Origin of the sequence: Thaumasiovibrio clandestinus, from assembly GCF_047250365.1 — a bacterium.
In the GTDB taxonomy this organism is placed as follows: Bacteria; Pseudomonadota; Gammaproteobacteria; order Enterobacterales; family Vibrionaceae; genus Thaumasiovibrio.
This window is the reverse complement of sequence record NZ_JBLBVL010000023.1, coordinates 25693-45977: the sequence shown is the minus strand read 5'-3', so window position 1 is coordinate 45977 and position 20285 is coordinate 25693. Positions and strand designations below refer to the sequence as shown.

General features: G+C 46.6%; 21 protein-coding genes. 16 read left to right on the top strand and 5 right to left on the bottom strand.

The genetic code is table 11. From position 1 onward, the window contains the following. Positions 1 to 25 precede the first annotated feature (25 nt). The 15 genes from hflX to ACKLNH_RS19155 all read left to right on the top strand — a co-directional run bounded on the left by hflX (position 26) and on the right by ACKLNH_RS19155 (position 15000). Positions 26 to 1315 (top strand): ribosome rescue GTPase HflX, encoded by a 1290-nt coding sequence (gene hflX, locus ACKLNH_RS19225; protein ID WP_413113884.1) that lies wholly within the window; start codon positions 26 to 28, stop codon positions 1313 to 1315. A gap of 56 nt (positions 1316 to 1371) precedes the next feature. Beyond that, positions 1372 to 2541, top strand: a complete 1170-nt coding sequence (gene hflK, locus ACKLNH_RS19220) for an FtsH protease activity modulator HflK (protein ID WP_413113883.1) — start codon at positions 1372 to 1374, stop codon at positions 2539 to 2541. Between the two features lie 2 nt (positions 2542 to 2543). Then, entirely contained in the window at positions 2544 to 3428 is an 885-nt protein-coding gene (hflC, locus tag ACKLNH_RS19215; protein WP_413113882.1) for a protease modulator HflC, read from the top strand. A gap of 99 nt (positions 3429 to 3527) precedes the next feature. Beyond that, a complete protein-coding gene (locus ACKLNH_RS19210) occupies positions 3528 to 3713 on the top strand; it encodes a DUF2065 domain-containing protein (RefSeq protein ID WP_413113881.1) in 186 nt (61 codons plus the stop codon). 132 nt (positions 3714 to 3845) lie between these two features. Next, a complete protein-coding gene (locus tag ACKLNH_RS19205) occupies positions 3846 to 5162 on the top strand; it encodes an adenylosuccinate synthase (RefSeq protein ID WP_413113880.1) in 1317 nt (438 codons plus the stop codon). 149 nt (positions 5163 to 5311) lie between these two features. After that, positions 5312 to 5941: a flagellar protein MotX gene (motX, locus tag ACKLNH_RS19200; RefSeq protein WP_413113891.1), complete on the top strand. Its 630-nt coding sequence runs from the start codon at positions 5312 to 5314 to the stop codon at positions 5939 to 5941. A gap of 119 nt (positions 5942 to 6060) precedes the next feature. Next, complete coding sequence (rnr, locus tag ACKLNH_RS19195; RefSeq protein WP_413113879.1) at positions 6061 to 8652, top strand: ribonuclease R; 2592 nt, start codon at positions 6061 to 6063, stop codon at positions 8650 to 8652. Between the two features lie 34 nt (positions 8653 to 8686). Then, positions 8687 to 9421, top strand: a complete 735-nt coding sequence (rlmB, locus tag ACKLNH_RS19190) for a 23S rRNA (guanosine(2251)-2'-O)-methyltransferase RlmB (protein WP_413113878.1) — start codon at positions 8687 to 8689, stop codon at positions 9419 to 9421. Positions 9422 to 9640: 219 nt separating this feature from the next. Next, the gene (gene rpsF / locus ACKLNH_RS19185) at positions 9641 to 10030 is read left to right on the top strand and encodes a 30S ribosomal protein S6 (protein WP_413113877.1); all 390 of its coding nucleotides are present in this window, start codon (positions 9641 to 9643) and stop codon (positions 10028 to 10030) included. 5 nt (positions 10031 to 10035) lie between these two features. Beyond that, entirely contained in the window at positions 10036 to 10338 is a 303-nt protein-coding gene (gene priB, locus ACKLNH_RS19180) for a primosomal replication protein N (RefSeq protein ID WP_413113876.1), read from the top strand. A gap of 16 nt (positions 10339 to 10354) precedes the next feature. Next, positions 10355 to 10582 (top strand): 30S ribosomal protein S18, encoded by a 228-nt coding sequence (rpsR, locus tag ACKLNH_RS19175; RefSeq protein ID WP_087024481.1) that lies wholly within the window; start codon positions 10355 to 10357, stop codon positions 10580 to 10582. 38 nt (positions 10583 to 10620) lie between these two features. Next, entirely contained in the window at positions 10621 to 11073 is a 453-nt protein-coding gene (gene rplI, locus ACKLNH_RS19170; protein WP_413113875.1) for a 50S ribosomal protein L9, read from the top strand. A gap of 229 nt (positions 11074 to 11302) precedes the next feature. After that, a complete protein-coding gene (locus ACKLNH_RS19165) occupies positions 11303 to 12700 on the top strand; it encodes a replicative DNA helicase (protein WP_413113874.1) in 1398 nt (465 codons plus the stop codon). Beyond that, complete coding sequence (gene alr / locus ACKLNH_RS19160) at positions 12693 to 13793, top strand: alanine racemase (protein WP_413113873.1); 1101 nt, start codon at positions 12693 to 12695, stop codon at positions 13791 to 13793. Before ACKLNH_RS19165 ends, alr begins: the two co-directional genes overlap by 8 nt. Next, positions 13786 to 15000 carry a BamA/TamA family outer membrane protein gene (locus ACKLNH_RS19155; RefSeq protein ID WP_413113872.1) on the top strand — a complete coding sequence of 405 codons (1215 nt, stop codon included), beginning with the start codon at positions 13786 to 13788 and terminating at the stop codon, positions 14998 to 15000. Before alr ends, ACKLNH_RS19155 begins: the two co-directional genes overlap by 8 nt. A gap of 45 nt (positions 15001 to 15045) precedes the next feature. Here ACKLNH_RS19155 and ACKLNH_RS19150 read toward each other — a convergent pair whose 3' ends face one another. Then, positions 15046 to 15468, bottom strand: a complete 423-nt coding sequence (locus tag ACKLNH_RS19150) for a secondary thiamine-phosphate synthase enzyme YjbQ (protein ID WP_413113871.1) — start codon at positions 15466 to 15468, stop codon at positions 15046 to 15048. Positions 15469 to 15753: 285 nt separating this feature from the next. On the opposite strand from ACKLNH_RS19150, the gene pgi reads away from it, so the two are divergent. Next, positions 15754 to 17406, top strand: a complete 1653-nt coding sequence (pgi, locus tag ACKLNH_RS19145; protein WP_413113870.1) for a glucose-6-phosphate isomerase — start codon at positions 15754 to 15756, stop codon at positions 17404 to 17406. Between the two features lie 77 nt (positions 17407 to 17483). Here the strand turns inward: pgi and ACKLNH_RS19140 are convergent, their stop codons facing one another. The 4 genes from ACKLNH_RS19140 to ACKLNH_RS19125 all read right to left on the bottom strand — a co-directional run bounded on the left by ACKLNH_RS19140 (position 17484) and on the right by ACKLNH_RS19125 (position 20155). Next, on the bottom strand, positions 17484 to 17693 hold the full coding sequence (locus tag ACKLNH_RS19140; RefSeq protein WP_413113869.1) for a cold-shock protein: 210 nt from the start codon (positions 17691 to 17693) through the stop codon (positions 17484 to 17486). A 291-nt stretch (positions 17694 to 17984) separates the two neighbouring features. Beyond that, positions 17985 to 18449: a chemotaxis protein CheX gene (locus tag ACKLNH_RS19135; RefSeq protein ID WP_413113868.1), complete on the bottom strand. Its 465-nt coding sequence runs from the start codon at positions 18447 to 18449 to the stop codon at positions 17985 to 17987. A gap of 36 nt (positions 18450 to 18485) precedes the next feature. Then, complete coding sequence (gene zur / locus ACKLNH_RS19130) at positions 18486 to 18932, bottom strand: zinc uptake transcriptional repressor Zur (protein WP_413113867.1); 447 nt, start codon at positions 18930 to 18932, stop codon at positions 18486 to 18488. Positions 18933 to 19072: 140 nt separating this feature from the next. Then, positions 19073 to 20155 carry an AraC family transcriptional regulator gene (locus tag ACKLNH_RS19125; RefSeq protein ID WP_413113866.1) on the bottom strand — a complete coding sequence of 361 codons (1083 nt, stop codon included), beginning with the start codon at positions 20153 to 20155 and terminating at the stop codon, positions 19073 to 19075. Positions 20156 to 20285 lie beyond the last annotated feature (130 nt).

Genomic DNA, 20285 nt, shown 5'->3' with positions numbered 1-20285 from the left:
GACATTTATTCGAAGGAGTTAATGCTTGTTTGACCGTTATGAAGCCGGTGAGCAGGCTGTTCTTGTCCACATAAACTTCAATCAAGAAGATGAACGCGAAGATCTCAGCGAATGTGAAATGCTGGTATCTTCGGCGGGAGTTAATACGTTACGAGTGATCACTGGTAGCCGAAACTCTCCCCATCCGAAATACTTCGTGGGTGAAGGAAAAGCACAGGAAATAGCCCAAGCCGTGATGGCCGATGGTGCCGATGTCATCATCTTTAATCACGCCCTCTCTCCAGCGCAGGAGCGTAACCTTGAACACTTGTGTAAATGTCGAGTTATAGACCGTACTGGCCTAATATTAGATATTTTTGCCCAGCGTGCCCGCACGCATGAAGGTAAATTACAAGTAGAGTTAGCGCAGTTACGACACCTATCCACCCGATTGATCCGTGGTTGGACGCACCTAGAACGCCAAAAAGGCGGAATAGGTTTACGTGGCCCCGGTGAAACACAACTAGAAACTGATCGCCGTTTGCTTCGCGACCGAATTAAAACGATTTTGAAGCGTTTAGAGAAGGTCAGTAAACAACGCGAACAAGGGCGAAGAGCACGACAGCGGGCTGAAATCCCAACGCTGTCTCTTGTTGGTTATACCAATGCGGGTAAATCAACATTGTTTAATCGCATCACTGAATCAGGGGTTTATGCCGCTGATCAGCTATTTGCGACGCTAGACCCAACGTTACGTCGAATTGAAATTGCGGATGTTGGTGCGGCGATATTGGCTGATACTGTTGGTTTTATTCGCCACTTACCGCACGATTTGGTTGCTGCGTTTAAAGCCACCTTACAAGAGACGCAAGAAGCGACGTTACAGCTACACGTGGTTGATGCGAGCGATGATCGCTTTCGTGAAAACATTGAATCGGTTGATATTGTACTGGAAGAGATTGAAGCGAACGACATTCCATCTTTACTGGTGATGAACAAAATCGACAATATGGATGATCGCGAACCTAGCATCGAACGTAATGATGAAGGCGTACCAACCCGAGTGTGGGTGTCGGCACGAGACGGTGTCGGTATCGATTTACTCTTTACAGCTCTACAAGAACGACTCGCGGGAACGATGGTGCGGCACTGTCTACATGTTCCGCCACAACATGCAGGTCGTTTACGCAGTCTATTCTGCCAGTATGACTGTATTGAACAAGAGTCTTATGAGCCCGATGGCACCCTTGTCATTGATGTTCGTATGCAACAAACCGATTGGCAGCGGTTGAAAAAAAGGGAAAGTAGTTTACTAGAAGGCTTTATCGTCTCCTAATGGACTGCTAAAGTATAAAAAAAACTGTCGTCATATCATATTCATGGAGTTATCTAATGGCGTGGAATGAGCCTGGCAACAACGGTGGAAACGATAAAGACCCTTGGGGGAATAATAATCGTGGCGGCCGCGAACAAGGACCCCCTGATCTCGATGAGGTTTTCAGTAAGCTGAGTCGTAAACTGGGTGGAATTTTGGGCAATAAAAAAGGCCCTTCAATGGGTGGTGGATCCGGTGCGCTCGGTTTAGGTGCTATAGCGGTGGTTGCTGCTGTGGTATGGGGTGCCTCGGGTTTCTATACGATTGGTGAAGCAGAGCAAGGGGTGGTGACACGCTTTGGTAAGTTTGATCGTATCGTTAGTGCAGGTTTGAACTGGAAGCCAACGTTTGTTGATGAAGTTGAAGCGATCAACATTCAGGCAATCCGTTCATTACGCGCCTCAGGCTTGATGCTGACGCGTGATGAGAATGTGGTTAACGTTGAAATGAACGTACAGTACCGCATCGTTGAGCCTCAGAAGTACCTATATAACGTGACGAACGCGGACGATAGCTTACGCCAAGCAACGGATGCAGCACTGCGTGCTGTCATTGGTGACGGTCGAATGGATGACATTTTGACGACTGGGCGTCAGTTAGTGCGGGATCGTACTCAAGATATGATTAACCGTATTATCGAACGTTACGATATGGGATTGTTGGTTGTAGACGTTAACTTCCAATCAGCACGTCCACCGCAACAAGTTAATGACGCCTTCGATGACGCGATTAAAGCGCGAGAAGATGAAGAGCGTTATGTGCGTGAAGCAGAAGCATATCGTAATGATATTATTCCAAAAGCGCAGGGTCGTGCGGAACGTGTTCGTAAAGAAGCCGACGGTTACTATCAAACGCTAACCAATAAAGCATTGGGTGAAGTAGCACGCTTCGAGCAGCTATTACCTGAATTTAAATCAGCGCCTGAAGTGACGCGAAATCGTCTCTATTTAGAAACAATGGAGCGCGTATTTGGTAATACGAGCAAGGTGCTGATCGACGCTGAGTCGAGTGGGAATATTATGTATTTGCCATTAGATCGCTTAATTGGTAATTCAGCGGCGCCAGGTTCGGTATCAGGCTCACAGGATGCGAATAGCAATTTCAGCGGCATTGAGTTGGAGAAGAAGGTTGAAACACCGACAACGCCAGCCCCTAGCCGTTCATCCACACGTCAGGGGAGATTATAATTATGCGTAAACTCGCGTTACCTGTGATAGTGGTGACTATTGCCGTATTGCTGATGTCGTTGTTTGTTGTCCAAGAAGCCGAGCGCGGCATTGTCGTGCGCTTTGGCCGAATTTTGGATGATGGCAATGGTGTTGCCAAGATCTATCAACCTGGTATTCACCTCAAGATGCCACTGTTTGATACCGTGCAAAAGTTAGATGCACGTCTACAAACGATGGACGGTTCTGCGGACCGTTTTGTTACGTCGGAGAAAAAAGACGTAATTATCGATTCGTTTGTTAAATGGCGTATCGAGGACTTTGGTAAGTTTTACCTCGCGACTGGTGGCGGTAATATTCTTACTGCAGAAGCCTTGCTACAACGCCGTGTATCGGATGGCCTGCGTAACCAAATTGGTGGTAAAACCATTCAAGAATTGGTGTCTGAAAAACGAGACCAAGTAATGGATACGGTATTGGCATTGGCACAGCGTAGTTCACTTGACCTCGGTATTAGCGTAGTTGATGTTCGAATTAAGAAGATCAACCTACCTGATGAGATTTCAGAGTCGATCTACTTACGTATGCGTGCTGAGCGTGAAGCCGTTGCGCGTCGTCACCGTTCTCAAGGTCGAGAAAAAGCAGAAGTTCTTCGAGCTCAAGCTGAGCTAGAGACGGCAACATTGCTGGCTGAAGCGGATCGTGAAGCTCGAGTGCGTCGGGGTGAAGCTGATGCTGAAGTTGCTAATGTTTATGCAAACGCGTTCAACAAGGATGCTGAATTCTACAGCTTCTTGCGTTCACTGTCTGCGTACGAGACAAGCTTTAGCTCGAAAGACGATGTGATGGTGGTTGACCCGAATAGTGAGTTCTTCCGCTTTATGAAGGACCCTTTCGGCGGTAAGTAACCAGCTGGTTTAGATAGAAAAGCAAGGCACCAGCCTTGCTTTTTTTTATGTGCGGGTTACTCGCTTTATGCCCTGTAATTGAGTGTATAGGACGTGTTAATGAGCGAATCAATCTGGCTAGCACTGGGATTAGTGCTAGTGTTAGAAGGGTTGGGGCCGATGCTGGCGCCAAAAGGCTGGCGAGAGATGGTATCTCAGCTAAGTCAATTAAATAACAACCAGTTACGTCGTTATGGTGGCTGTCTGGTTGTCATCGGAGTGGTGATTCTCTATACCATTATGTAGAGAAAGTAAAATGCCGTATCTTGCTTTCATGATATGAGCCTGACAAAAAAATGATTGTTTGGTTAAAAAGTGACTGCAACACGCTTACGAAACTGCTAGAATCCATTTTTAACTACTAACAGACGAAGAAAGATGGCAAATAACGTAGTCGTTCTCGGCACCCAATGGGGTGACGAAGGTAAAGGTAAAATCGTTGACCTTCTAACCGAAGATGCTAAATATGTAGTGCGCTACCAGGGCGGTCATAACGCTGGTCACACCCTTGTCATTGACGGTGAAAAAACCGTTCTACACCTCATTCCATCAGGCATCCTGCGCGATAATGTAAAATGCATTATTGGTAACGGCGTTGTGCTTTCTCCAGATGCTTTACTGAAAGAGATGAAGCCATTGGAAGAGCGTGGCATTCCTGTGCGTGAGCGTCTGTTCCTATCAGAAGCTTGTCCGCTAATTCTTCCTTATCACGTTGCTTTAGATCAAGCTCGCGAAGTTGCGCGCGGTAAAAAAGCGATTGGTACAACAGGTCGTGGTATCGGTCCTGCGTACGAAGACAAAGTTGCGCGTCGTGGCCTACGTGTTGGCGACCTATTTGATAAAGAAGCCTTTGCTGAGAAGCTTAAGGAAGTCATGGAATTCCATAACTTCCAGCTGGAGCATTACTATAACGCAGAGCCAGTTAGTTACGAAAGCGTGCTTGAAACCATCATGTCTCAGGCTGACATCCTAACTGCGATGGTTATGGACGTAACCCAAGAGCTAGACGATGCCCGTCAACGTGGTGACAAGATCATGTTTGAAGGTGCACAAGGTACATTGTTGGATATTGACCACGGTACATACCCGTATGTGACTTCGTCGAACACAACAGCTGGTGGTGTTGCGGCAGGGTCTGGTTTTGGTCCACGCCATATTGGTTATATCTTAGGTATCGCGAAAGCATACTGTACCCGTGTTGGTGCAGGTCCGTTCCCGACAGAACTTTACGACGGTCTAGAAAAACAAGACCCAGTTGGTAAGCACTTAGGTGATGTTGGTAACGAGTTTGGCGCGACGACAGGTCGTCTACGTCGTACTGGTTGGTTTGATGCGGTTGCTATGCGTCGTGCTATCCAGATCAACTCAATCTCAGGTTTCTGCCTAACCAAGCTAGATGTATTAGATGGCCTGAAAGAGATTAAGATCTGTGTTGGTTATAAACTTGCAGATGGCACGGTTCTTAACGTATCGCCAATGGCTGCTGATGCTTATGAAGGTCTAGAGCTTATCTACGAAACAATGCCAGGTTGGACTGAGAACACCTTCGGTGCGAAGACACTGGAAGAGTTACCTCAGGCAGCACTTGACTACATTGCTCGTATTGAAGAGCTGACTGGTGTGCCAATTGATATTGTATCAACTGGCCCAGATCGTAATGAAACCATCATCAAGGTTCACCCTTACGGTAAGTAAGCGAATTGAATCGTAAAAAAGCCAGCGCTAAGCTGGCTTTTTTTAGCTTGTTATTTGAACCTGATGCCAAACTTCGCATTCGCAACAAGAATATCCTCTAAAGTTGTACCTTAGCCAGCCGATAATCATAATAGTTTTTCTTGAGATGTATTATGACGCGATTATTAACTCTGCTCCTACTACTGACTATCAGTCCGCTTTCGCTGGCAGCTTCGGCACCGCTGAGTGCGGTTGAAGTATACTCGGAAACCCAGTTAATCCGCTGGTTTGCAGATAACCGTCATTTAGATCAAGTCATACAGGATGAGTGTCAGCTTGTTGAAGACATCGAGGCTCGAGCTCGTGTTGTAGAGTACCCAGCTTTTCAGTTTTTATATGGTGATATGCTCGCGTGGGGGATCTGTGTTGAACGTGACGTTGAACTTGGCATCTTCTATATTAATCAAGCCGCGCGACAAGGGTTACCTGTGGCACTCGAGCAGTTAGGGCGTTATTACGCTAATGGTACTTTAGTGCAACAAGATAAAGAAAGAGCCATACCATACCTGCGTGAAGCAGCGGCCTTAGGTAACATTGGTGCTCGAATCCATCTAGCTGAACTGTTGCTCGATGATCATGGTAGTCCGCTTGACTATGAGGATGCTTATCGTTGGCTATATCACTCTGTGGTTGCAAACCAAGTAGCACATCAGCGCATTGCGCAATTGCGTAATGGGCTAGAGCAGCGCATGCCGGAGAACATTGTTTATCGCGCTAAGCGTCGCGATACTTTTTGGTGATATTCTCGCGAGAAACCGCTATTTTTCCCGTTCCATACTAATATTCTGGTGTCGTGCTATCTGTTATGACGCCCCTTGGATATACTTATCCTATTAATCCGCCATTTACGGATCTTTACATGTCAAAAGACAGTGATATTTCTCAAGACCTTTTCGCTGCGCGAGAAGCGTCAAAATATGAAAACCCTATTCCTAGCCGTGAACACATTTTAACGGTGATCGAAAGCTTTGAAACTCCAGTAAACCGTGATCAATTATTTGAAGTACTGGCGTTGTCTGGTGATGACCAATACGAAGGGTTACGTCGCCGCCTTCGTGCGATGGAGCGTGATGGTCAGTTAATCTTTACGCGTCGAAAGTGCTATGCACTGCCTGAGCGCATTGATCTGATCAAAGGCCATGTTATTGGTCACCGCGAAGGCTTCGGCTTTTTACGTCCAGAGGGCGTAGGATCTAAAGATGATTTAGTGCTGCCATTTCATCAAATGCGCGGTGTGATCCATGGTGATTACATTCTTGCTCAGCAAGTTGGCGTAGATAAACGTGGCCGTAAAGAAGCGCGTGTTGTCCGTATTCTTGAAGAGAAGAAATCACAGATAGTTGGTCGCTTCTTTATCGAGAATGGCATGGGGTATGTTGTTCCTGATGACTCGCGTATCGCGCAAGATATTGTGATCCCACAAGATCAAAAGTTAGGTGCGCGCATGGGCAATGTTGTCGTGGTTGAGATAACCCAACGAGCGACACGCCAATATAATGCCGTGGGTAAGGTGCTCGAAGTGCTCGGTGAGAATATGGCGCCGGGGATGGAAATCGAAATCGCACTGCGCACCCACGATATTCCACATGTGTGGCCGCAAGACGTCGAAAAGCAAACCAAAGATCTCACTGAAGAGGTACCAGAAGAGGCAAAAAAAGGTCGCGTTGATTTACGTGAGCTACCTCTGGTGACCATCGATGGTGAAGATGCTCGAGACTTCGATGATGCCGTCTATTGTGAAAAGAAAAAATCAGGCGGATGGCGCCTGTGGGTCGCGATTGCCGATGTTAGTTACTATGTGCGCCCTCAATCTGCGTTGGATAATGAAGCGATTAAGCGAGGTAACTCAGTTTACTTCCCATCTCAAGTCGTTCCTATGTTGCCAGAAGTACTTTCAAACGGTCTCTGTTCATTGAACCCTCAGGTTGATCGCCTGTGTATGGTGTGTGAAATGACGATTTCGGCCACCGGTAACTTGTCTGGCTTTAAGCATTACGAAGCCGTAATGAATTCTCATGCACGTTTGACGTACAACAAAGTACACAGCATGCTTGAAGGTGATGAAGTATTACGAGAGCGCTATGCGCCTCTAGTGCCGCACCTAGAAGAGCTTCATGCTATGTATAAAGTCTTAAAAACGACGCGTGAAAAGCGTGGTGCGATTGAGTTTGAAACGGTTGAAACGAAGTTTATTTTCAATAGTGAACGTAAGATTGATCGCGTTGAACCGGTTATTCGTAACGACGCGCATAAAATTATTGAAGAGTGCATGATTTTAGCCAATATTGCCTCGGCGCGTTTTGTTGAAAAACTCAAAGAGCCTGCGCTTTATCGTGTACATGAAACCCCAGGAGAAGAGCGTTTAGTTGGCTTTAGAGATTTCTTGGGCGAGCTTGGTTTGTATCTTGGCGGTGGGCTTGATCCATCACCAAGCGATTATGCGGAAGTTGCTCACGCCATTCAAAATCGAGCCGATAAAGAACTGATTCAGACCATGCTTTTGCGCTCAATGAAGCAAGCGATTTATCAAGCGGACAACTTGGGGCACTTCGGCTTAGCACTGAAACAATACGCGCACTTTACGTCACCCATTCGCCGTTATCCTGATCTATTGTTGCACCGTGCGATTAAGTATCTTATTGCCAAAGAGGCGGGCACGAATAAAGATCGCTGGACACCGACGGGTGGGTACCATTATTCATTCGATGATATGGATAAGTTTGGTGAGCAGTGCTCGATGACAGAGCGTCGTGCAGATGATGCAACGCGTGATGTGGCTGACTGGTTGAAATGTGAGTACATGCAAGACCATGTCGGTGATGAGTTTGAAGGAGTCATAGCCAATGTGACCGGCTTTGGGTTCTTCGTTCGCTTGAACGAACTGAACATCGACGGCCTTGTGCATATCTCTAACCTTGCAAATGATTATTACCAATATGATCCGATTGGTCAGCGCTTGGTTGGTGATAGTTCAGGGCAAGTGTATCGCCTAGGTGATACGGTTCAGATCAAAGTGCTTGCTGTTAATCTTGACGATCGTATGATCGATTTTGATTTAGTCGGCAGTAACCGCAAACCACGCGGTGCAGGGAAAACGCAGAAACAGCGTATGCGTAAAGCCGAAGGCATTCGAAATAATCTTGCATCAGCGAATACGAAAAGCTTTAAAGCTACCGATGGTAAAGCTCAAGAAGAGAGCGCGAAGAAAAAGCGTGAACGTCGCTCTGTGCGCCAATCTTTGAAGCAGGGTGAGATGCCAAAGGCAGCGAAAGAGATGGCTGACGGTGGCGATTTACCGCCGTCACTTGGCGGCAAACCGCCAGCGAAGGGCAAGTCATCGAAAGGTGGAAAGAGAAAGCCTAAAGCTGGAAAGGCAAGCGCAGCACCTTCTAAAGGAAAAGCGGATAAGGCGCGTAAAAAGAAAAAGACGCGCACTAAACCAAAGCAATAATAGATAGACGATTAACAGGCAAACGAACTGAATTATGAGTAATGAAATGATTTACGGCATTCATGCCGTCAAAGCGGTGTTGGCAACAGATCCGGCTCGCTTCATTGAAGTGCTAGTGCTTAAAGGGCGTCAGGATGATCGTCTATTACCTGTATTAAACGAGATACAGTCTTTAGGTATTACCGTACAAGAAGCGGGGCGCAAAGCCCTAGATGACCGCTCTAAAGGTGCATCACATCAAGGCATTATTGCCCGCGTTAAGCCGACGAAGCCTCTAAATGAGCATGACTTAGAGCGTATTGTTGACGAGCATGAGCAACCGATGCTGCTGGTATTAGATGGTGTCACTGATCCGCATAACCTCGGTGCTTGCTTGCGTAATGCAGACGCGGCGGGTGTCGCTGCTGTCATTGTGCCAAAAGATAAATCAGCGCAGCTTAATGCCACCGCCAGTAAAGTGGCTTGTGGTGCTGCTGAGGTGGTGCCATTGGTTCGTGTGACCAACTTGGCCCGTACCTTGCGCGCACTGCAAGAGAAAGGCGTTTGGGTTGTGGGTACGGCTGGTGAAGCCACGCATGATGTTTACCAAAGCAAGCTGACAGGCCCTATCGCCTTAGTCATGGGAGCTGAAGGCGATGGTATGCGTCGCCTTACGCGTGAAACATGTGATGAGTTGATTAAAATTCCGATGGCGGGCAGCGTATCAAGTTTGAATGTTTCGGTGGCAACCGGCATTTGCTTGTTTGAAGCGGTACGCCAGCGTCGCTAATATAAGCTCATCGAAAGATAGCCTTCCATGTTGGAAGGCTTTTTTGTTCCTAGGTGCTGAACAACGTATTGTGTGAAATTAGCGCAATTACTGTTTGCTATTACTAGGTCAATTCTGTAATATTCAGCGTCCAAATTCTCGGTTCTTTATTTTAGTTCCTTGCTTCCTCAGGATAACCGAGCCTAACGTGGAAGCTGAATAATCCGTAAGGAGCAACCAATGCGTCATTACGAAATCGTATTCATGGTGCACCCTGATCAAAGCGAACAGGTTGCTGGCATGGTCGAGCGTTACACTGCTGCTATCAAAGATTCTGGTGGCCAGATTCATCGTCTAGAAGATTGGGGCCGTCGTCAAATGGCTTACCCAATCAACAAACTGCACAAAGCACACTACGTTCTAATGAACGTTGAAGCTGAGCAATCTGTTGTTGATGAGTTGGAATCTACTTTCCGTTTCAACGATGCTGTGATCCGTAACATGATCATGCGTACTAAAGGTGCTATCACTGAGCCATCTCCTATGATGAAGGCGAAGGAAGAGCGTGCACCACGTCGCGAAGAGCGTGCAGCACCTGCACAATCTGAAGACGAAGCAGCAGCTGAGTAATTTGTGTGACCAATCGTCTTGAGCTTACTGGCGTTATCGTCAAAGCGTTAAGACGAACCCAATCGCCGGCTGGAATACCGCACTGTCACTTTGTGTTAGAGCACCGTTCCACTCAGCAAGAAGCTGGTTTTCCGCGTCAAGTGTATTGTTGCATTAACGTGGTCGTCAGTGGGGAAGGTTTACAAACACTTACGCAAGATTTAGCTCAAGGCAGTCACATTAAGGTAAGCGGCTTTGTCTCTTACCAAACAGGTCGAAATGGTCTGGCAAAAATAGTGTTACATGCCGAGCATATTGAAAATATTTAGATCAGGAGATAAGCCCATGGCACGTTTCTTCCGTCGTCGTAAATTCTGCCGTTTCACTGCAGAAGACGTACAAGAGATCGATTACAAAGACGTAGCGACTCTAAAAAACTACATCACTGAAGCTGGCAAAATTGTACCAAGCCGTATTACCGGTACTCGTGCAAAATACCAGCGTCAGCTAGCTCGCGCTATCAAGCGTTCTCGTTACCTGGCTCTTCTACCATACACTGACAAGCATCAGTAATTGGTAGCGGCTCTAATTAAGTTTAAGAGGACAAGATAATGCAAGTTATTCTACTTGATAAAATCGGTAACCTAGGTGGCCTAGGCGATCAAGTTAACGTTAAAGCAGGTTACGCACGTAACTTCCTTATCCCACAAGGTAAGGCTGTTATGGCGACTAAGTCTAACGTTGAAATGTTCGAAGCACGTCGTGCTGAGCTAGAAGCTAAAGTTGCTGAGCAACTGACTGCTGCTGAAGCACGTGCAGAGAAAGTTAGCGCACTAGAAGCGGTTGTTATCGCATCTAAAGCGGGTGACGAAGGTAAACTATTTGGTTCTATCGGTACTCGTGACATCGCTGACGCAGTAACTGCTGCTGGCGTTGAAGTTGCTAAGAGCGAAGTTCGTCTTCCAGAAGGTGCACTACGTACTACTGGTGAGTTCGAAATCAGCCTACAACTACACTCAGATGTATTTGCTACTATCAACCTAAACGTTGTTCCTGCAGAGTAATAACGTTTTTTGATAGTTAAAAACCAGCCTTCGGGCTGGTTTTTTTTTGCCTGTTGCATCCGAAGATCAAGGATAGTTTGTCCTGGTGTCAGTTTTTCGTCAGAGAGATAAGCATCGATTGCTTGGAAGCCACTGAATCCCGCATAATCTATTTAAAGCTCAATACACTTTCTCGCTGGAAACTAGGGTATACTGACATGCTGGGTTCCTGTTAACTGCACTAAAAAATATGGCTGAACAACGACACATAAAATCGTCGAAAGACAATCAAGTTGATGCAATCAAGATGGCTCCGCATTCTCTCGAAGCGGAGCAGTCGGTGCTGGGCGGCTTGATGTTGGACAACGAAAAATGGGATAGCGTCGCTGAGAAATTGCTGCCAAGTGATTTTTATAGTCGTCCTCATCGAATTATTTATGAGGGAGCAAAACTGCTGCTTGACGGTGGTCAGCCGCTAGATTTGATCACCCTGTCTGAGCAGTTAGAGCGCCAAGACAAGTTGGAAGATGTCGGTGGTTTTGCCTATCTGGCGGAGCTAGCGAAAAACACCCCAAGTGCGGCTAATATCACTGCGTATGCAAGCATCGTGCAAGAGCGATCGTTGATTCGTGGCATGATTAGTGTGGCGCATGAGATCGCAGATGCGGGTTACGACCCTCAAGGGCGTACCAGTGAAGACCTGTTGGACTTGGCGGAAAGTAAGGTCTTTGCGATTGCAGAGCAGCGCACCACAGCCAATGAAGGCCCACAAAATGTTGAATCGATCTTAGAGAAGACCTTAGAGCGTATTGAGCTGTTGTATCAGACACCACAAGATGGTGTCACTGGCGTTTCTACGGGCTTTTCTGATTTGAATAAGAAAACAGCTGGTCTACAACCCTCCGATTTAATCATTGTTGCTGCGCGTCCATCCATGGGTAAAACCACTTTTGCAATGAATTTGTGTGAGAATGCCGCCATGGATCAGGATAAGCCAGTACTGATCTTCTCCCTTGAGATGCCATCAGAGCAGATTATGATGCGTATGCTCGCCTCACTGTCACGGGTTGATCAGACTAAAATTCGTACCGGTCAGTTAGATGATGAGGATTGGGCGCGTATTTCATCAACCATGGGCCTGCTTATGCAGAAGAAAAACATGTTCATTGATGACAGCTCTGGTCTAACCCCAACCGAGTTGCGCTCGCGTGCTCGTCGCGTAGCGCGTGACCATGGCGGCATCAGTATGATTATGGTGGATTACCTGCAGTTAATGCGTGTGCCGGGTATGCAAGATAACCGAACACTCGAAATTGCTGAGATTTCTCGCTCGTTAAAAGCCTTAGCGAAGGAGCTGCAATGCCCTGTTGTTGCACTATCACAGCTTAACCGTTCATTGGAGCAACGTGCAGATAAGCGGCCAATTAACTCTGATCTGCGTGAGTCGGGCGCGATTGAGCAGGATGCTGACCTTATTATGTTTATTTACCGTGATGAGGTTTACCACGAAGATAGTGCATTAAAAGGGATCGCTGAAATTATTATCGGTAAGCAGCGTAATGGCCCAATTGGTAGTGTGCGTTTGACCTTCCAAGGCCACTTTTCACGCTTTGATAACTATGCAGGTCCAGCTTACGACGATGAGTAAATTTTATTCTGGATTGCAGTTGAGGGCGGCAACAGCGACAATAAACACCCACGCACTGCGTGACAACCTTGCGCAAGTTAGACGTTTTGCCCCGCGCAGTAAGGTGTTGGCAGTGGTAAAAGCGAATGCGTATGGTCACGGTCTCTTGCCGGTTGCCCAGCATCTCGATGAGGTTGATGCTTTTGGTGTGGCACGCATAGAAGAGGCATTAACGTTGCGAGCTGGTGGTGTGGTAAGGCCAATCTTACTGCTTGAGGGTTTTTACTCACTGGCTGATTTGTCAATCGCAGTAACAAACAACATTCATACCGTTGTTCATACTATCGAGCAGCTGCAAGCGTTAGAGCAAGCTTCACTGGATCAAGCCGCGCAGGTTTGGTTAAAAATAGATACAGGCATGAACCGATTAGGTGTTCGACCAGAGCAAGTCGACGAGTTTGTTCGCCGTCTCGAGGCATGCCCGAATGTTGTTAAGCCATTGCGTTATATCAGCCACTTTTGTTGCGCTGATGAGTTAGATAATCCGTTTAGCGTCAAGCAAATGCAGCGTTTTAATGCGATAACGCAGCATATTGATGGTGAACGCTCACTGGCTGCATCGGCGGGTATTTGCTGCTGGCCGGACAGTCACTATCAGTGGGTTCGTCCCGGCATCATGTTGTATGGTGTTTCTCCCCTTGAAACGCAATCCGCCGCTTCACTAGGTCTCTCTCCCGTCATGACGCTTTCTGCCAGTTTGATTGCGATTAATGATGTTAAGCAGGGAGAAACCGTTGGCTATGGCGGTGCGTGGCGTGCAGAGCGTGATACCCGAGTTGGTGTTGTCGCCATTGGTTATGGTGATGGCTACCCCCGTATGGCACCGAATGGCACGCCTGTGCTGGTTAATGGGCGCAGAGTCAATATTGTCGGGCGAGTATCCATGGATATGCTCACGGTCGACTTAGGCCCAGATGCCACCGATGCCGTGGGTGATACGGCAGTGCTGTGGGGTGACGGTTTGCCCGCAGAAGAAGTGGCAGCACATATAGGCACCATTGCTTATGAATTGGTAACCAAGCTTACTGCACGAGTTATTACGCAATATGTCTAATTGGTTAAAAGGGCTGCTGGCTCTTTCTTTGCCTTGGCCTATCTTGGCTGATGGGTGGCCGAACTGGCTACCTGAGACTGCCGCCGTTCCGTTTGTTTTTTCTAGTGAGTCTTTTGGTAATGCACTGGGCTTTGCTGGGATCATCAAGGGGGTTGGCCAGCCACAAGTGGGGTTACTTGGCGCTGGCATGATGTCAGACAAAGGCAGTTATATCTTTTATGGCTCTGTGAACAACTACCTTGTTTCACCCCAGCAGCGTTGGGTATTGGGATTAGAAGCGATAGAGGCGCAATATAATGATGCATTTTACTACATTAACAATGCCAGTAAGCACGACAGCCCATCCAATGCTAGAACCATTGCTGATGGCATAGAATCAGAATACCGTTTATCCGTCCGCTATATTCTGCCGTTTGGACATGGTGACAGTGGTGTCATGGCAGGGCTTACTCCACAGCGAGAATTGCAAGGTTATTGGCCGGGGCAAAGTGGTATTTCATCGCTGGAGCTGCGTCCTTTTTATCTTCGTCGCGATCTGGGTGAACAGCAGCCTGATGAACCAACCGAGCTGTGGGGGCTGGAAGGCATTGTTGATTGGGATAATCGCGATGATGTGCGCAACCCAACCCAAGGTAGCCGCTCACGTTTCCATCTTCACTATGATGCAGGTTCAAACACACGAGCGAGCTGGTGGAAGTGGGAGCTCTCACAGAGTTGGTATTACACCTTGCCGATGGCACCGGATTGGCTCTCTTCGCAAGTGATGGCATTTAACCTCTACTCATCCAATATCCCCAGCTGGGATAGCCAAGAAGTGGTCGGAGATAACATAAAGTACCGTCGTCCATCCAGCATGGCGTCTAGCCGCTTAGGCGGCCTGTTTCGCCTTCGAGGTTATGGGGGAGGACGCTTTGCCGATAAAGCCGCACTCCATTACAGCCTTGAGCACCGCATGATGCCGCAATGGCAACCGTTACAGGATTGGCCTATTCTTCGTTGGTATGATGTATCTTGGTGGCAATGGGTGACGTTTGCTGAAGCCGGTCGAGTTGCTGATGAATACCAACTAAGCACCTTGCATGAGGATATGCACTGGAGCGTTGGGGCTGGCGCGCGATTCCAAGTTGAAGGCTTGGTTGTTCGAGCTGAAATGGCGCGCAGTGCTGAAGACGGCGCATTCCTCGTTATGGTTAATCAGCCTTTTTAGTATTAATCGCCAGCTTTAACTTTGGGCTGGCGTCATCTTTGGCCACTATTCCCCCTGAACGGTAATGACCACCCGACGCTGTCCGCCGTGGTTGCGATGCTCGCCGAGATATATCCCTTGCCATGTTCCAAGTGCAAAATGCCCTTGTTGAATGGGCACTGTCACACTACTGCCCAATATTGATGCTTTAATATGGGCGGGCATATCGTCGTCACCTTCATCGGTGTGCAGATAAAATGGCGCTCGCTCTTTAACGTTAGCATTAAAATGGGCTTCCATATCGACCCGTACTGTGGGGTCGGCGTTTTCATTAATGGTTAGGCTGGCGGACGTATGCTGGATAAACAGATGGGCAATACCGACGGACAACGAGCGTAACTCTTGCTCAATGGCTTGTTCAATCTCATTTGTGATGAGGTGGAAACCGCGTTTTCGTGGTGTGAGTGTGATGACTTTTTGATACCACATTTCCTGCTCCTTATGCCGCGAGAAGCGCTAATGGTAGCGAGAACAACAGAACAGAGAAAGCGGTTCGATAAAAAAGTGCGTATTAAAGAGAGATTCACAATCTCAAACTGACCTAAGACAAAGACCCAGTGGTTGGCAGCCGGGATAATCATTACTTATGCTAAAGTGATAACGCTTGATCATTTATTTGGTCAGGGGATAATCATAACATTCAATATCAGGGAGCCAGCGAGGGGAAGGAATACACACTCGCCAGGCAGATATCATTACTCAGGAATACACACTATGTTGAAAAACATCAACCCAACTCAAACGCAAGCTTGGCAAGCACTGACTGCCCATTTTGAGCAAGCACAAGATTTCGACATTAACGCGTTATTCTCTGCAGACGCAGAGCGTTTTAATCGTTATTCGGTGCAGTTTGGTGATCAGGTTCTACTCGATTACTCTAAGAACTTGGTCAATGATGAGACCATGGAAAAGCTGTTTGCGTTGGCTGATGAGACAGAGCTGAAAAGTGCCATTGATGCCATGTTTAGTGGTGCAAAAATCAACCAAACGGAAGGGCGATCAGTGCTACATACGGCACTACGCAATCGCAGCAACACGCCTGTCATGGTTGATGGTGAAGATGTTATGCCAGCGGTGAACGGCGTTCTAGAGAAAATAAAGTCATTTTCAGATCGTATTATCAAAGGCCAATGGAAAGGTTATACGGGCAAAGCGATCACTGACGTGGTTAATATCGGCATTGGCGGCTCTGACCTTGGCCCTTACATGGTCACCGAGGCGTTAACAGCGTATAAAAATCACCTAAACCTGCACTATGTATCGAATGTTGATGGGACACACATCGCAGAGACACTAAAAAAAGTTAACCCTGAAACAACGCTATTCCTTATTGCTTCGAAGACCTTCACCACGCAAGAAACCATGACGAATGCGCTAACAGCGCGTGAGTGGTTCCTTGAAGAAGCGCGTAATAGTGCCTACGTAGCAAAACATTTCGCGGCATTGTCGACAAATGGTAAAGCGGTAGCTGAGTTTGGCATTGATACTGACAATATGTTCGAATTCTGGGACTGGGTGGGCGGTCGTTACTCACTATGGTCTGCAATTGGGATGTCTATTTGTTTGTCTGTTGGGTATGAGCGTTATATCGAGCTGCTTGACGGCGCACACGAGATGGACAAGCACTTTGCCAATGCAGAGTGGCAAGACAACTTGCCGGTTATTTTGGCTATGTTAGGTATTTGGTATAACAACTTTCATGGTGCTGAGTCTGAAGCGATTCTACCGTATGACCAATACATGCACCGTTTTGCAGCATACTTCCAACAGGGCAACATGGAGTCTAACGGTAAGTGTGTGGACCGTGGTGGTAATGATGTGGAATATCAGACAGGCCCAATCATCTGGGGTGAGCCAGGCACGAATGGGCAGCATGCTTTTTACCAATTAATTCACCAAGGGACTAAATTGATCCCATGCGACTTCATTGCACCTGCGATCAGCCACAACCCAACGGGTGATCATCATCAAAAGTTAATGGCTAACTTTTTTGCACAAACGGAAGCATTGGCATTTGGTAAAACCCAAGCGCAAGTAGAAGCTGAGTTTGCCGCGGCAGGTAAATCTGCAGAAGAGGTGGCATCTTTAGTGCCATTTAAAGTCTTTGAAGGCAATAAACCAACTAACTCTATCTTAGTAAAGAAAGTCACCCCAAGCGTGTTAGGTGCTTTGATTGCCATGTATGAGCACAAAATCTTTGTGCAAGGCGTGATTTGGAATATCTTTAGCTTTGATCAGTGGGGGGTGGAGTTAGGTAAGCAACTGGCCAATCAAATTCTGCCTGAACTAAAAGCCGATGGTGATGTAAATAGTCATGATAGCTCTACCAACGGTCTTATTAACACCTTTAAGCAGTGGCGTGCCTAGTTTCGAGCAACGCATTAAAGCTTAAAGGGGAAATAAAAACGCCGCAGTGATCGCGGCGTTTTTTATTTCGGTGTCGGCTAAACGGCAACAACTTCGCTGGCTTGAGGCCCTTTCTGGCCATCAGTAATAATAAACTGTACGTTTTGCCCTTCTTGCAGTGATTTGCGTCCATCTGCTTGAATTGCACTGTAGTGTACAAATACGTCTTTACCATCTACTCCTGAGATAAAGCCGAAACCCTTCTCATCATTGAACCATTTTACTGTGCCAGTCAGCTTATTACTCATTTTTCAGTATTCCTTTTATATAGGGTATTGCATGAAGCGTTGTTGCTTCGCCTAGCGGATAAGAAACGGCTGAGACCGTGTTATTTATCGAGTATCAGTCTAGATTTTTTCTATTGTAGATAATAGGACGTGGATCTCTTTTTCTTATTTTTTATATACTTAAAAGTAACACATCTATTGGCGCAATAGTCTCAGTGCGAATAAAAGGAGGAACGACAAAGCAGAGTTGCATGATGTCATGCAACTCTGGATAAGAAAGGCAGTGTGGTAATAACAAGAGTCAAATGGCGGCTAGCCGTCAAAACAGATCTCAATAAAGGCATTACCGAACTCGGATTCAAAAGGCATTAAGATGATAGAGCCTTCACTTTTATGTGTAATGGTATGTCCACGGCCAGAGACAACGGCTGGGGTCGCCATATTGAAGTCGTAGCCTTTTTCGGAAAGGATCCGCTTAGCGCCACCTGTGACCATGTTGGTAATTTCGCCCACCATATCGGTGACTTCTTCATTTACACTGTTGGGGCGCTCACCTAGCATACGTTGCATGATCTCTAGCGCTAAGTTCTCTTCAAAGGTAATTGAAAAAGAGCCGCGGGTTTGAGGGCCTACCATGCCAATTAAACCAGAGACATCACCACGAGCGACCTCGTCTTTTTTCAGCCGCGGTTTTTGGGGCGCTAATTCCATTGAGGCCATGGTTTTTAACACATTGAGGAGAGAGGCTAGGAATGGATTAACAAATTCTGCACGCATAATTATTGTCTGGCCGTTTATCTCGATTGATTAATATTAATTGCTGTCCTTGCACTGTCGACAGATGCCGTGACTTTCTACAACATTATGCCTAACGCTGAACTGATGATGCTGCGCTTTTCGGCGCAATAAGGTTGTCAGCTCATCATTATGACACTCTTCTACAAAGCCGCATTGGTCACAAACAAGCAATAAGGAACAGTGATCTGCATGTTCGAGTACACAGCAGGCAATGTAACTATTGGTTGATTCGACTTTATGAATAAACCCTTGCTCCAATAAAAAATCCAGTGCGCGATAGATCGTTGGTGGTTTTGCTTGGGGCTCTGTTTGTTTAAGCAAGTCTAGTAATTCATAAGCACTGATAGAGCGTCCATACTTGATAATCAGTTCTAACGTCTTAAATCGCTGTGGAGTTAAACGTACACCGCGTTTATCACAGAGTTGTTTTGCCTTATCAAGGAGCAGGGTTGTCTCGCCCATGTTGCCTCTGAATTATTATTGTCTCGGTATCTGCTTCAGTCTACCACAGGCAACCATTTGTGGGCGAGGTGTCTATGATTAAATCGTAACAGATAGAGAACTTTGTCTGTTATTCGTTAAAATCAACACCTTACTATGTTCTATGCGGAATAAGCTAAGGTCGCCTGATGTGGCCATTCATGCGCAGATAGGTTGTAACCTAGATTAAAATGAGAAGGGCTGGTTCCTGTCCAGCGTTTAAATGCGCGTGAAAAAGCACTTAAATCAGAGAAGCCTAATTGAAAGGCAATTTCAGTGATATTGGAATCAGGCTGACTTAAGAGCTGGGTGGCTTTTTCCAACTTATAATTTTCCACCACACTTCGGTAATTTAATCCTACCTCAGCTAAGCGACGGTTAAGGGTTCTAACGCTGATCAGCATTTCAGCGGCGATCCTTTCACTCGATATATCAGCCAAAGTGGGAAATTGGTCCAAGACATTGTAGATCTGGAGTGGGGTATCTTCGGTCTTAATTTTTGCAGCCTGCTTACGCAATAGGGCGCGACTACAGGGGTAGATTTCACTATCGCTGGTAGCTAGCTTTTGCTCTAAGTGCTCTGACTTGATTCGCAACGTATGAAATGCGGCCCCTAGGGTGACATCGCATTCCATTTCGGCTGCAAACTGAGACTGAACTTGTTGGCTGTAAGGGGTGTTAGCCAACTCTACTTCCAGATTTGAAATGCCATTAATAGAGGTTTTTTGAATGATTTGAATAAACGTAGCCACATACAGGCATAGCCCGGCCTGTCGTTCAGGATAGTGCCGACTTAATGCTTCATTAGAGATGAAGCGAAGCTCAACATCCCCTGAGTTTTTTTGTTGATACGCTATCCTTGTTGGCGATCCTAATACCAAATTGAAGTTACATGCATCTTTTAAAAGATGATGTAGATTCGGAGCGGTCCATAACGTTAAGCTATAGCTACCAAAAGTCAATGCCGACACCCAACGCGAGGCTTTAATGGCAAATAAGGGATCTTTACTATCTTGGATCAATTGATGATTGACCTGACGCATCATACTGATATCTAGATGCGGTGACGTAGTTTTATTCTCTGCTCTTTCGAAGATGTCATGGTGTTGCTTTAATCCATACACTTGTGCTGCTTGGTGTAATAGTTGCCCCCAGCCGTTGTGAACGTATTGGGAGGTTAAGGTAGATAGTTCACACTTCGTCATATTCTTAGTATTGTTGTTGCATAACAGAAGGATGCTACTACAGAGCATTGGGCTCTAGATAGAAAGGCGATATATACTTGTGACACAGCGCGCAGTGCTACTGGTTTTATTTGGTTTTATTGTATGTTTT